Source organism: Shimia sp. R11_0, from assembly GCF_017744035.1.
GTDB lineage: Bacteria > Pseudomonadota > Alphaproteobacteria > Rhodobacterales > Rhodobacteraceae > Shimia > Shimia marina.
Map to the genome: position 1 here is coordinate 160,449 of NZ_JAGHQY010000009.1, position 11,811 is coordinate 172,259.

The 11,811-nt window shown below is 57.1% G+C and carries 14 protein-coding genes; 6 read left to right on the forward strand and 8 right to left on the reverse strand.

Annotation, left to right across the window (positions count from 1 at the left end):
• Positions 1 to 216: 216 nt before the first annotated feature.
• The 4 genes from J7382_RS17220 (at position 217) to J7382_RS17235 (ending at position 3,926) form a co-directional block, all read left to right on the forward strand.
• Complete coding sequence (locus J7382_RS17220; RefSeq protein ID WP_209070228.1) at positions 217 to 1,323, forward strand: porin; 1,107 nt, start codon at positions 217 to 219, stop codon at positions 1,321 to 1,323.
• A 173-nt stretch (positions 1,324 to 1,496) separates the two neighbouring features.
• On the forward strand, positions 1,497 to 2,831 hold the full coding sequence (tig, locus tag J7382_RS17225; RefSeq protein ID WP_209070229.1) for a trigger factor: 1,335 nt from the start codon (positions 1,497 to 1,499) through the stop codon (positions 2,829 to 2,831).
• A gap of 225 nt (positions 2,832 to 3,056) precedes the next feature.
• Positions 3,057 to 3,470: a DUF1330 domain-containing protein gene (locus J7382_RS17230; protein WP_209070230.1), complete on the forward strand. Its 414-nt coding sequence runs from the start codon at positions 3,057 to 3,059 to the stop codon at positions 3,468 to 3,470.
• A 63-nt stretch (positions 3,471 to 3,533) separates the two neighbouring features.
• On the forward strand, positions 3,534 to 3,926 hold the full coding sequence (locus J7382_RS17235; RefSeq protein WP_209070231.1) for a hypothetical protein: 393 nt from the start codon (positions 3,534 to 3,536) through the stop codon (positions 3,924 to 3,926).
• Positions 3,927 to 3,984: 58 nt separating this feature from the next.
• Here the strand turns inward: J7382_RS17235 and J7382_RS17240 are convergent, their stop codons facing one another.
• From J7382_RS17240 to rpsF, 6 genes are all read right to left on the reverse strand, one after another.
• Positions 3,985 to 5,220 carry a biotin/lipoyl-binding protein gene (locus J7382_RS17240; protein WP_209070232.1) on the reverse strand — a complete coding sequence of 412 codons (1,236 nt, stop codon included), beginning with the start codon at positions 5,218 to 5,220 and terminating at the stop codon, positions 3,985 to 3,987.
• A gap of 3 nt (positions 5,221 to 5,223) precedes the next feature.
• Positions 5,224 to 5,706, reverse strand: coding sequence for a hypothetical protein (locus J7382_RS17245; protein WP_209070233.1), 483 nt, complete (start codon positions 5,704 to 5,706; stop codon positions 5,224 to 5,226).
• 366 nt (positions 5,707 to 6,072) lie between these two features.
• On the reverse strand, positions 6,073 to 6,546 hold the full coding sequence (locus tag J7382_RS17250) for a lytic transglycosylase domain-containing protein (RefSeq protein WP_209070234.1): 474 nt from the start codon (positions 6,544 to 6,546) through the stop codon (positions 6,073 to 6,075).
• 157 nt (positions 6,547 to 6,703) lie between these two features.
• Positions 6,704 to 7,324 carry a 50S ribosomal protein L9 gene (rplI, locus tag J7382_RS17255; protein ID WP_058240591.1) on the reverse strand — a complete coding sequence of 207 codons (621 nt, stop codon included), beginning with the start codon at positions 7,322 to 7,324 and terminating at the stop codon, positions 6,704 to 6,706.
• Between the two features lie 12 nt (positions 7,325 to 7,336).
• A complete protein-coding gene (gene rpsR, locus J7382_RS17260) occupies positions 7,337 to 7,564 on the reverse strand; it encodes a 30S ribosomal protein S18 (RefSeq protein WP_009805008.1) in 228 nt (75 codons plus the stop codon).
• Between the two features lie 25 nt (positions 7,565 to 7,589).
• On the reverse strand, positions 7,590 to 7,946 hold the full coding sequence (gene rpsF / locus J7382_RS17265; protein WP_058240946.1) for a 30S ribosomal protein S6: 357 nt from the start codon (positions 7,944 to 7,946) through the stop codon (positions 7,590 to 7,592).
• Between the two features lie 324 nt (positions 7,947 to 8,270).
• Between rpsF and J7382_RS17270 the strand changes: the two genes are divergently transcribed.
• Both J7382_RS17270 and J7382_RS17275 read left to right on the forward strand, forming a co-directional pair.
• Positions 8,271 to 8,765 (forward strand): hypothetical protein, encoded by a 495-nt coding sequence (locus tag J7382_RS17270; protein WP_209070235.1) that lies wholly within the window; start codon positions 8,271 to 8,273, stop codon positions 8,763 to 8,765.
• Positions 8,766 to 8,962: 197 nt separating this feature from the next.
• Positions 8,963 to 9,544, forward strand: a complete 582-nt coding sequence (locus J7382_RS17275; protein WP_209070236.1) for a YceI family protein — start codon at positions 8,963 to 8,965, stop codon at positions 9,542 to 9,544.
• A gap of 87 nt (positions 9,545 to 9,631) precedes the next feature.
• Here J7382_RS17275 and J7382_RS17280 read toward each other — a convergent pair whose 3' ends face one another.
• Together J7382_RS17280 and J7382_RS17285 are read right to left on the reverse strand one after the other, a co-directional pair.
• Positions 9,632 to 10,357, reverse strand: a complete 726-nt coding sequence (locus J7382_RS17280; protein WP_209070237.1) for an SDR family oxidoreductase — start codon at positions 10,355 to 10,357, stop codon at positions 9,632 to 9,634.
• 173 nt (positions 10,358 to 10,530) lie between these two features.
• Positions 10,531 to 11,733: a cytochrome b/b6 domain-containing protein gene (locus J7382_RS17285; RefSeq protein WP_209070238.1), complete on the reverse strand. Its 1,203-nt coding sequence runs from the start codon at positions 11,731 to 11,733 to the stop codon at positions 10,531 to 10,533.
• Between the last annotated feature and the right edge of the window lie 78 nt (positions 11,734 to 11,811).

Sequence of the window (11,811 nt, forward strand, 5' to 3'; positions counted from 1 at the left end):
GTAATACCATAGGTATAGTCAAGCCATGTATTGACCGGCCAAAGGCGTGGCATTTTGCGGCTTTGTGCTGCACCGGGGCGGCAGCATAGACAGGATACATCAGGGATGTGCCGCATATTGCGCGGCACCACATGGAGCTTTCACGGACGCGTTCTGCCGGTTGGCAGAACCGGACCACCTGACGCTTTGGGCGCAGGACAGCATGGAGAAATTGCTATGGGTCACAAAACGAAAACCTCACGGAGCCTGCTTCTGGCAGTAGCTCTCAGCGCAGCCACATTTGCGGGGGCCTCCTGGGCCGAAGACGACCACGGCTTTGACTACTATGGGTTCTTCAATCTGGGCTTTTTCAGCGCGGATGACGGGGCTACGCGGACGGATTACTGGGCGGACAACTCCAATGCGCCGAGCCGGTTTGGTGCGCGCTACCATACTCCTGTGGTAGGGGGCGAGCTGCAGTTCAAGTTCGAGACCTCTTTTGGCATTAAGCCATCGGACGGGGTGAGCCAGTTGAGTGAGCCGCCCAACACCTATTGGGATCTGACGCGTTTGCGTAAGGTAGAGGTGATCTACCGCACCGATGACTTCGGCACCTTCTATTTGGGGCAGGGGTCCATGGCATCTGATGGGATCACCAGCGATCCGGATCAATCGGGCACGGGGTTGGCGGGGACAGTCTCGGTGCGCGATAGCTTTGGCGGCATTCTGTTCCGCGAAAGCGGGGGCGGTTTGTCTGCTGTGGATGTTGGCGACGTATTTCAGGACTTTGACGGCGGGCGCCGTGGGCGCGTGCGGTATGATACGAAGTCATTCAACGGGCTGGTTTTTGCCATTGCGGCAGGTCAGGAGATCTTGAGGGATGGCAATGACGACACATTCTATGATGTGGCATTGCGGTACAAGAAAGATACCGGAGATCTCTTGTATGGTGGCACATTCGCTTATGCGATCAATGATCTTGCGGGGGGCGAAACCAAAACCGTTATTGGCTCGCTTGGGGCCTTTCACCGTCCAAGCGGGGTGAGCGGCACGGTTTCGCTTGGCGATAATGACGGATCGGGAAGCTACATCTATGCCAAGCTGGGCTATCAGCGCGACTGGCTTTCTTTTGGACGCACGCATCTGTCGTTTGATGTGTACCGGTCTCGCGACATGGTGGTGTCAGGGGATGAGGGGGTGGCATGGGGGCTGCAGGCGGTTCAGAAAGTCGAATCGGCAGATCTGGATATTTTTGCGGCCTACCGCAATCACGCCTATGACCAGCCCGGTACGACCTTTAGCGATGTGGATGGCTATATGATTGGGGCACGCTGGAGCTTTTAAACCCGTTGCGAGCCAACAATTGTCTGAGTTGCGCGCCCGGTCTTTTGGATCGGGCGCGTTTTTGCACGCATATGCCCTTGCGCCCTTGCGCGTGGGCCTCTAGAAGAACTCAAATTTTTCGACCGCGCGCGGGCCGGATGTGGACGCGCGCCTTTACTTGATGGGGAACCCTGATGCAGGTAACCGAGACGCTGAACGAAGGTCTGAAGCGCGGCTATTCGATCACTGTAACCGCCGCTGAGCTGGACGCGAAAGTGGACGAAAAGCTGAAAGAAGCGCAGCCGGAAATCGAAATGAAAGGCTTCCGCAAAGGCAAAGTGCCGATGCCGCTTCTGAAAAAGCAGTTTGGTGAGCGCCTGATGGGCGAAGCCATGCAAGAGACCATCGATGGTGCGATGAACGCGCATTTCGAAGAGTCCGGCGACCGTCCGGCGCTGCAGCCAAAAGTCGAGATGAAAGACGGCGAAAACTGGAAGCCTGGCTCTGACGTAGAAGTCGAGATGTCCTATGAGGCGCTGCCAGAGATCCCTGAAGTTGACCTCAAAGGCATCAAGCTGGAGAAAATGGTTGTGAAGGCGGATGACGCCGCTGTTGAGGAAGCGCTTGGCAACCTCGCAGAGACCGCGCAGGATTTCAAAGCACGCGGCGAAGGTGACGCGGCACAGGACGGCGATCAGGTTGTCATGGACTTCGTGGGCCGCATTGACGGCGAAGCCTTTGACGGCGGCGCAGGCGAAGACTTCCCTCTGACCCTCGGCTCCGGCCAGTTCATCCCCGGCTTTGAAGAGCAACTGGTTGGTGTGAAAGCGGGCGAAGAAAAAGACGTGACCGTGAGCTTCCCAGAAGAGTACGGCGCCGAAAACCTCGCGGGCAAAGAAGCCGTGTTCTCCTGCACCATCAAAGAGGTGAAAGAGCCGGTTGCTGCGGAAATCAACGACGAGCTGGCGACCAAATTCGGTGCCGAAGATCTCGCAGGTCTGAAAACTCAGATCACTGAGCGTCTGGAAGCAGAGTACGCCGGTGCCGCACGTGCGGTGACCAAGCGCGCACTGCTGGACGAGCTGGACAAGCTGGTGTCTTTCGATCTGCCACCATCCCTGGTGGAAGCGGAAGCAGGCCAGATTGCGCACCAGCTGTGGCATGAAGAAAACCCAGAAGTGGAAGGCCACGATCACGATAAGATCGAGCCAACCGAAGAGCACAACACACTGGCTGAGCGCCGCGTGCGTCTGGGCCTGCTGCTCGCAGAGCTGGGCCAAAAAGCAGAGGTCGAAGTGACCGACGCCGAGATGACCCAAGCGATCATGAACCAGGCGCGTCAGTACCCTGGTCAGGAGCGTCAGTTCTTCGAATTCATCCAGCAGAACGCTCAGATGCAGCAGCAGCTGCGTGCGCCAATCTTTGAAGACAAAGTGGTCGACTATGTCTTTGAGCTGGCGGAAGTGAGCGAAAAAGAGGTCTCCAAAGACGACCTGCAAAAAGCCGTAGAGGCACTGGACGACGAATAAGTCCAGACCCCCAGATACTGGGACAGTGAGAGGCCGCTCCGATGGGGGCGGCCTTTTTTGTTTTGGCGAACTGGGGTGTGACGAGGACGGAGGGGGCGGGAGGCATTGGGGGCCAGCCCCCAAACCCCCGGGATATTTGAGGTCAAATGAAGTGGGCTGTGACCCGGCGTTTGTTTGACGGTTTTGCGAGACGGAGGCGAGTGTTGGGACGGAGGAGGATGGTCCATGGATTACACAACTTTTGACAAAGCCGCTTATGCGGCTTTCAAAGCCAATGACCGGGCAGGGCCGGTGCATATGTTCAATTTGATAAAGCTGCGTGATATGGCGCTGTATGAAGATGGGCGGCAGGCCACCGGAGCACAGGCCTATGCCGCTTATGCGCGCGAAAGTGCGGAGACTTTTGCCAAACTGGGCGGAAAGATTATCTGGCGAGGCCAAATGGAACAGATGTTGATTGGGCCGCAAGAGCGGTGGGATATGTGCTTTATTGCGGCGTATCCCAGCGTTGAGGCCTTTGCATCCATGCACAAGTACCCCGCGTATCGTGCGGCCGTGGCCCACAGGCAGGCGGCAGTGGCGGATAGCCGTTTGATCCGCATGGCCCCTTTGGAGCTTGGTGGGAATTTTGGAGAGTGAGGCAGCGATTTGACTATGAAGTTTCCGGTCTCAAAAATTGAACCTGTTCAGGCAAAGCTAGAGATGGGCGCGCTGGACAAGCCCGCTCTTGAGGTCGCATTTAAGCGCTTTGAAATTCCGATGCAGAATAGCGTAGGTGCCTATGCGCTTTTGTTCGATGCGCCATTGTCTGCGAACTTCATTTCGTTGCCTTGCGTGGATTTGGATGTGCTTCAGACCCAAAGTTTTAGATACCCTGTGAATCCGGCGGAGGGATACATCGATGCAAGTGTCTATTTTGAGGATGTGCACAACCCGGTTGATATCACCAATCTGGAGTTTGGTCCGCTTGTGGACGGGCGTCTGACGCTGACTGTCGTCAGCAGATGGCTCATGTCCTATGAAGGGACGGCTTTTGACGATTTTGATTTGGTGTTTTCAGTATCTTTGGGAGATTTAAGAATGTCTCAGTGGTGAGACCTTCTTAAAATACAAAAGCCCCGGCGTTTTGCCGGGGCTTTTACTGTTTGGGGGATCAGTGGTGGCCTGAGAAGACCAGCACTTTGAAGGGCAGCAGGATAGCCCGGAAGCGCAGGATCAGCGCATGGGCGTAGCCCACCGTGTCGATCACATGCAGCGCGATGAAGGTGCCAGTGCCGAGCTCCGGGTCCTGCAGCCTTTCGTGGTTGTTGGTATAGGCGTTGACCTCACATTTACTACCCGGAGGCAGGTGGTCTGTGCCACCTTCATAAAGTGGTTCCAGATAGGCAATCACCGAGCCGGGTTGTTTGGCATTTTGTGGATCCCGCAGCGTGTCTGACGGGCGCACCTGACCTGAGGGGATCACATCCTGCACATCCACGATCACCATGGGGGTCACGCGCATCGGGGCGGAAACGCAGGACATTTCTGCCAGCATACCTTTGTGCAGCACCTGTGTGGTGAGCTGCCCAAATCCGGCCTGAAAGCGGCCGCGCCCGGTGTCGGCGGGCACAAGAATGCCCGCTGGACGCAGGATTGGGTTGATATAGTCCCCTACGCGCAGATCAAATTGCTCGATGCGGCCGGTTTGGCCGGCGTAAATCACCATCTTGGAGAGTTCGACTTCTGCCTGTTTGAGGGCTGCCATGGCGCTGTCGCGTTGCGCCGGGAGTTGAATTTCCACTCGATGCTTGGCGGATTCCACCGCAGAATGCGCCGCATCCACGGCGGCGAGACGCTCTTGAATGAGGTTTTCCAACCGCTCGACTTCGCGCACGGTTACGGCTGGAGAGTTCTCCTGATAGAGGGTGTTCTTGCGTTCAAACTCGTCTTTGGTCTGTTCAAAGGCGGCTTCGGCGGCGTCCAGATTGGCCTGCGCCACACGCAGATCATCGCGGGCCAGAAGCTCGCCAGCGTCCACTTCCACCACGGCGGCGCGGGCGGTGGCCATGGCAGCGCGCTGGCGGCTGTCGTCGAGGCGGAAGATCATGTCGCCCGCTTTGACGTCCTGATTGTTTTTGACACCCACTTCGACCACGCGCCCGCTGATTTCTGGCAGGATGGTCACGGTGCGGAAATAGGAGGACACGTTGCTTGTGGCCGGGTGAAAATAAAAGATCACCGTGATCAGGCTGACGGTGAGGATGAAGCAGGAACTAAGGCCGTAGCGCAGCTCATACCACATGGAGAAGAGGGTGATCTCCTGTCCCAGACGTTTGCCCTGCCAGTAGCGGCGGAAGAGGTAGTCTGGGAAGATGGTCAGCATGGAGCAGCAGATGAATTCCAGCATGTCTCAGGCCTCCGCATCTTTGTTGGATGCCGGTTTTTCGGCGGGTGTTTCGGGGGCTGTCGGTACTGCTGTGGTCTCGACTTCGACGGGCGACGGGCTGGCCTCAGCGGCCGCGGCAGGCTGTGGTGCTGCGTTTGGCCTAAAGCGATCCAATGCGTCGGCAATACGCTCCAGTGGCGTCTGGTAGTCTGGCACTTGAATCAGGGCCAGCAGCAGGGCGGCCACCCAGTAGATGTTGTTGTGGGTGAAGAGGGCGATAAGCGCCAAGACACCGATGATCTGCAGCTGATTGGCGCCGACTTTATGCGCGAGGCGTTCCGGCAGGGAGTGCAGATGCAGGAAGAAGGTGGTCAGCAGGAACACCATCACAACGACGAAGATGCCAACATTTGTCATCATCGGGTCTGCGCCGGAAGCATCGGAGATGAAACTCGGCAAATGATGCGGTGCTAGCGGGTGCAGACTGGCTGCGGAATCGGTGCTCACGAAGGGCCTCAATGTCTGATAAAATTGCGTCGACCATAAAGAGGCGATTGCGTGCTGCCAAGGCAGCTTAGGGCGGTGATACATGGAATTGCGTGCGCGTTGCGGTTGCGCTTCAGCCAGATCAGATCTTTGTGGTTTTTTTGGGCGGGCCGCAGTTGCTAGGCTCCGGCTCGAAGCAATAGTTATTCTATTTCAAGAGTCTGAGACGCCGTCCAGTCAGAAAATCCGCCAAATCGGAGACGTCAAAATTAGGTCATCTGAGTGGCTCGGCACGCTTGAGAATAGATCCACTATTCCCCGCGCGCGCCAAACCCCTGATATTTTGCGCTTTTGGCGCCAGCGCGGCAGGATTAATGGGTCCTGAGTCTAAGGTGCCAGTCCCGTTTCTTTGAGAAGTCCGGCGCGTTTGGCTTCGGGGTAGTAGCCCTTGGCATAGAGGAAGACGGCGCGGTCATGGTTACCTTCGGCCACAAGCAGGGCTCCGCGTAGATATTTGACCGCAAAGGTGAGGTTGGTTTCCGCATCCAGAAGCCCCTGACGAGCCCCGTTGTAGCCCATGCCCCGCGCCGTGGGCAGCTGAATCTGCATGAGACCAATGTTGGGCCCATTGGTGACCCAGGGGCGATGGGTGCTTTCGCGGATGATCACCCGATGCACCAGTTCGCGGGGCACCTCATAAAAGTCGGCATATTGGTTGATCAGCGCACGCAGTTCCGGCGTTTCGTTGGGATAAAGCGGTGGGTCAAACGGCGCGGCCGCTTCTTTGGGGGCGGCGCAGGCCGCGAGCGGCAAACAGGTGAGTATCAAAAGAGCCGTGCGGCGCGACAGAGAGGCAGTCATGGAAGATCCTGATAGGTAAGTGCCGCCAGTATGTGGCTTGACGCGCTCAAAGAAAGCGCTGCGTGATGTGATCCCATGGATGGGCAAGAGACCGCGCAAAGAAAAACCGCGCCCGGATGACCGGACGCGGTTCGCGAAAATTTCGCTGAAGCGGCGCTTACTTGTCTTCGGCGGCTTCTTCTTCGGCAGCCGGAGCTTCCGGTGCGTCGTCATCATCAGATGCAGCAGCGCCGATTTCGTCGAACAGTTCGGCGATTTCGAATTCTGCTTCCGCTTCTGCTTCTGCGGCCAGTTCCTGAATGGATTTACCGGAAGCTTGCAGCTCCGCTTCTTCCTCAGAACGGGCAACGTTCAGATTGATGGTGACCTGAACTTCAGGGTGCAGGTTCACGTGAACCGCGTGCAGGCCCAGATCTTTGATCGGAGCTGCCAGAGCAACCTGTTTCTTGTCCAGAGAGAAGCCTGCTTCGGTGGCTGCTTCTGCTGCGTCACGTGGGGTGACGGAGCCGTAGAGCGCACCAGCGTCGGACGCGGAACGAATCACGATGAACTGTTCGCCATCGAGCTTCTCGCCCAGTGCTTCTGCTTCTTTCTTGGTTTCGAGGTTGCGCGCTTCGAGCTGCGCTTTCTGTGCTTCGAAGGAAGCGATGTTCGCTTTGGAAGCGGTCAGCGCTTTGCCCTGAGGCAGCAGGAAGTTACGGGCATAGCCCGGCTTCACGTCTACAACTTCGCCCATTTGGCCCAGTTTGGCCACACGTTCCAGAAGGATAACTTGCATGTCAGTCTCTCCTTACTTCACGGCGTATGGAAGCAGAGCGAGGAAGCGCGCGCGTTTGATTGCACGGGCCAGCTCACGCTGTTTCTTGGCGGACACGGCTGTGATGCGCGAAGGCACGATTTTGCCGCGCTCAGAGATGTAGCGCTGCAGCAGCTTGGTGTCTTTGTAGTCGATTTTCGGCGCGTTCTCACCCGAGAAAGGGCAGACTTTGCGACGGCGGAAAAATGGTTTTGCAGCCATAACTTAATGTCCTCTCTTAAGGTGATTAGGAGCGGCGCTCGCGGCGGTCGCCACGCTCGTCACGTTTCTGCATCTGAACCGAAGGACCTTCAGCGTGCTCATCAACCTTGATGGTCAGAACGCGCATCACGTCGTCATGCAGGCGCATCAGGCGTTCCATTTCCTGAACCGCTGCGGCAGGCGCATCGGACTTCAGGAAGGCGTAGTGGCCTTTGCGGTTCTTGTTGATTTTGTAGGCCATGGTTTTCACGCCCCAGTACTCGCTCTCTACAACGGACCCGCCGTTGTCAGAAAGAACTGTACCGAAGTGTTCAACGAGGCTTTCTGCTTGCGCGTTGGACAGGTCCTGGCGCGAGATGAAAACATGCTCATAAAGCGGCATGTGCTCTCCATTCATTTTACAGGCGCATTTCAAAGAGCGGGGCAATAGAGCCTTTTGCACCCCACCCACGAGAGACTGCGCGGTTCAAGCTTTTGCAAAAGGATGGCGCTGTATAGCTGTTTTGGGCTCAGGTGCAAGCTTTGATTTCAGGCGCGCAGGGTGGTTTGCGCCTGTGCTGTGTGGCGCTGAGCTTAAGGAGAAATCGGCGAAGACACCACCATTTCGCCAAAGCGCCGCATTGTCGCCTGATTTGCCGCTGAAAGTGTTCTCAAAAGCGGGAGAACCCGCTGTGATATGCTCACAAGGGCTTAAGGAGATTGGGAAATGGCGGCGCTGACCGGATTTGCAAATGGAGCGCAATCGCGTGTGGCCATGGTGGAGGGCAAGCGCCCGTCGCTGTCGGTGCGCGCGGCCTCTATGGTGTTTGGCTTTGCCTTTATTCTGGCGGGTGTCGGGCTTTGGTTGATGCCGGGGTTGGATCTGACGCCTTACATTCTGCTTTCCAAGATGGGCGTGTCGATCCTTCTTGTGACCGCAGGTGTGGGCATGACGCAGATCGCCACGGACAAACCGTGCCGGGAGCTGCATTTTGATCAGCGCAACCGTCAGCTTCTGGTGATGGAGGGGCTGCCGCGCAGTGGCAAACATGTGGTGAAGGCGGTGAACTATGAAGACATCATGCGCGTGGATGTCTCCGACCGGATGCTGCAGGTCTATGATCTTGAGGGGCGCGTGAGCGTGGCTTTGCCGATTGAGGGACCGCATGCCCGGCTCGATACCATTGCACAGCTGCGTAGTCAGGCGATCTTGCCAATCTGATTTGCACCTTGTTTTACGGGGTATCGGGGCCGCCTTTGGGCGGCCTTTTTTGTGGTCTGTGCGCAGATGTAAGGGAGCGTTCACGGAAATGTTCACAAAAGCACAGGAGTTGTGGGTTTACGTGGAGTTGCGAATGGGGGTTCTGTAGGCACATTGGTTGCATAGAAACGACAACGCTCATTTTTGGAGAGACCCCCATGAAACGCACCCTGTTTGCCGCAAGCCTCGCATTGGCAGCTGCAACCGCCACCACTGCAGTCGCGGCCCCTGAGAAATATGTGCTGGATGCATCCCACAGCCAGATCCTGTTCTCCTATAACCACCTTGGCTATTCCACGACCTGGGGCATGTTCTCAGGTTTTGAAGGCGAGATTATGTTTGATCAGGAAGACCCAGCGGCCAGCTCCGTCTCCGTTTCCATGCCTGCATCTTCGATGTTCACAGGTTGGGAAGCGCGTGAAGAGCACCTGCTGAGTGCCGATTTCCTGAACGCGGCGGCCAACGAGCTGGTGACATTTACCTCCACCGGCATTGAGGTGACCGGCGATAAGACAGCGCTGATTACAGGTGATCTGACTGTGAACGGTGTGACCAAATCGGTTGTTCTGGATGCGCAGCTGAATGCGGTTGCCGAGCACCCGATGGCCAAGAAGCCTTGGGCAGGCTTTAACGCCACAACCACTTTGCTGCGCAGCGACTTTAACGCTGGCAATTTTGCGCCGTTTGTCAGCGATGAAGTCGAAGTGAAAATTTCCATTGAAGCGATGAAGGCTGAGTAAGCTTTCTGATATCACTCACGGAAGGGGCCGCTCCGAAAGGGGCGGCTCTTTTTATATGGGAGAGGGCGCGTGGTGCGGTTGCGGGGATCAGACGTGCTGACCGCCGTTGATCTCAATTTCTGTGCCTGTGACATATGTCGATTGATCAGAGCAGAGGTAGTAGATCACATCTGCCACTTCGCTCGGCTGCCCGAGGCGTTGCATGGGCAGGTTTTCCACAATTTTCTCTGTGCCCGGTGACAGGATGGCGGTTTCCACTTCGCCCGGAGCAATGGCGTTTACACGCACGCCCAGCGGGCCAAAATCATGTGCCATTTCGCGGGTCAGTGCGGCCAAGGCGGCTTTGGACGTGGCATAGGCGGCACCGGCAAAGGGATGGACGCGGGAGCCAGCGATGGAGGTCACATTGACGATGGAGCCTTTGGCCGCGGCCAGTTCTTCGCGCAGCCCCCGGGCGAGGATCACGGAAGAAAAGAAATTCACGTGAAAAACTTTACCCCAATCCATCAAATCGGTGGTGAAGGTGTTCAGGCGCTCCCCGTTAGGGCCTTTGGGGGAGATGCCCGCATTGTTGGCCAGCCCATGCAGGGGGCCATCGAGACGTTCGCGGATCAATTCAACCGCATTGATAGAATCGGCCGGGTCACTGAGATCAATCTGGATATGGTTCTTTTCGCCGTCCGGCCATGGGCAGCGGGGATCAAAGGGTTGCCGCGAACAGGTGAGCACCCGCCAGCCTTCGCTGGAAAACCGTTTGACGGTGGCATGGCCGATGCCACGGCTTGCGCCAGTGAGGAGGAGGGTTTTCTGCATCGGCTCTATCCTACAGCGTTGGTTTCAGGCGCGTTTTCCTCTGTAACTTGAGCCAGAGTGTGAGAATTGACAAGAGGGGCTTTGGGGCGAGTGCCAGATAAAAACGCCCTGTGCACGCTTTGCGCACAGGGCGTTGGAACTGCCTTTTAAAGAAACCGTTTGTTCCGCGCCGATTACTTCGCGCGAGTGGCTTCTAGTTCCACGGTGACGGCGACGCTGAAGCCAAGCGAGCTTTCATCTGTCATATCGTCCCCGACGTGGAAGGCGCGGCGGTCCAGTTCCAAGGCGCCACTCATTTTGGCGCTCTGATCTGACAGCTCCAGGGTAAAGGGCAGGGAAGTGGGCACCTCATGGCCATTCAGAGACAGGGTGCCTTCGGCGATATAGCCGCTATCAGTAGGGAGAATGTCTGCGGTGAAAGTGGCGGTTGGGAAGCCTGCGGCATTGAGATAATCCGCGCCCAGTGCCTGATCCGTGACCGATCCTAAGGTGAGGGAGCCAATGGCGATTGTTACGGTCACCTCCCCATGTTTGCCCTCAGTGGTGGTTTCATCGAAGGTGATGTCTGCGGTCCAGTCGGCGAAACTGCCGCTGACTTCGGCGCCAAACTGCTGCACGGAGATGCCCAGCGTGCCGGATTGTACCTGCCAGTCGGAGGAGACTTCGGCGAGTTCCGCTGTGGGGGCGGCCTGTGTGTCATGGCCAAAGAGGCCGGAAAATGCGCCGATGTAGAGCGTTGTTACCCAGACAGCGAGCGCGCCGAGGATCGGGAGAACATGGCCCGGCTGTTTTACGGGCGGCTCTGGCAGGTCGGGCGTGCCGGGCAGCATGCGCTGTAGGGTTTGGTCCTTGTCGATGATGGCGTGTTTGATGGCACCGCCCACATGCGCCAGCAGGGTGAGCACCAGCAGGATCATAAAGACATAGTGCAAGGTGCCCAATGTGGTGGCCAAGATGGGATCTTTGGGAATGAAAAAGAGTGATTGTCCAAAGGGCCACCAGATTGGCGCGAAACCGGTTGTGGCGGCATGGTGCATCCAGCCGGTCAGTGGCACCAGCACCATGGCCCCATAGAGCACCCAATGCGCGGTTTCGGCGGCAAGGGCTTCGAGTGTGTGATCCCCATTGAGCAGTTTGGGGCGCTGTTGGGTGAAGGCCCAAAGAATGCGCAGAAGGGCTGTAAAAAAGGCAGCGAGACCGATGGTCTTGTGCAGGGAAAACAGATTGGCCTTGAAGGCGAGCTGTGCGCTGTCCTCATAAGGGGCCCGAATGGCGATGAAGCCCAAGGCCAGTGCGGACAGGATCAGCAGAGCGGTGAGCCAGTGAAATGTCTTGGCGACACTGCCATAGCGGGCGGTTGTGTTGATGCGCGACATTGAAAACCTCGTTTGTGTGTTGAGATCAGAGTGGCCGCTGTGGCGATGTGGTGCAACTCGCATAGATGCACAATGCGG

What these genes read in the sequence shown, in the direction of transcription:
- J7382_RS17220 (WP_209070228.1), top strand. Translation starts at nt 217, where the DNA reads ATGGGTCACAAAACGAAAACCTCACGGAGCCTGCTTCTGGCAGTAGCT.
- tig (WP_209070229.1), top strand. Translation starts at nt 1,497, where the DNA reads ATGCAGGTAACCGAGACGCTGAACGAAGGTCTGAAGCGCGGCTATTCG.
- J7382_RS17230 (WP_209070230.1), top strand. Translation starts at nt 3,057, where the DNA reads ATGGATTACACAACTTTTGACAAAGCCGCTTATGCGGCTTTCAAAGCC.
- J7382_RS17235 (WP_209070231.1), top strand. Translation starts at nt 3,534, where the DNA reads ATGGGCGCGCTGGACAAGCCCGCTCTTGAGGTCGCATTTAAGCGCTTT.
- J7382_RS17240 (WP_209070232.1), bottom strand. Translation starts at nt 5,220, where the DNA reads ATGCTGGAATTCATCTGCTGCTCCATGCTGACCATCTTCCCAGACTAC.
- J7382_RS17250 (WP_209070234.1), bottom strand. Translation starts at nt 6,546, where the DNA reads ATGACTGCCTCTCTGTCGCGCCGCACGGCTCTTTTGATACTCACCTGT.
- rplI (WP_058240591.1), bottom strand. Translation starts at nt 7,324, where the DNA reads ATGCAAGTTATCCTTCTGGAACGTGTGGCCAAACTGGGCCAAATGGGC.
- rpsR (WP_009805008.1), bottom strand. Translation starts at nt 7,564, where the DNA reads ATGGCTGCAAAACCATTTTTCCGCCGTCGCAAAGTCTGCCCTTTCTCG.
- rpsF (WP_058240946.1), bottom strand. Translation starts at nt 7,946, where the DNA reads ATGCCGCTTTATGAGCATGTTTTCATCTCGCGCCAGGACCTGTCCAAC.
- J7382_RS17270 (WP_209070235.1), top strand. Translation starts at nt 8,271, where the DNA reads ATGGCGGCGCTGACCGGATTTGCAAATGGAGCGCAATCGCGTGTGGCC.
- J7382_RS17275 (WP_209070236.1), top strand. Translation starts at nt 8,963, where the DNA reads ATGAAACGCACCCTGTTTGCCGCAAGCCTCGCATTGGCAGCTGCAACC.
- J7382_RS17280 (WP_209070237.1), bottom strand. Translation starts at nt 10,357, where the DNA reads ATGCAGAAAACCCTCCTCCTCACTGGCGCAAGCCGTGGCATCGGCCAT.
- J7382_RS17285 (WP_209070238.1), bottom strand. Translation starts at nt 11,733, where the DNA reads ATGTCGCGCATCAACACAACCGCCCGCTATGGCAGTGTCGCCAAGACA.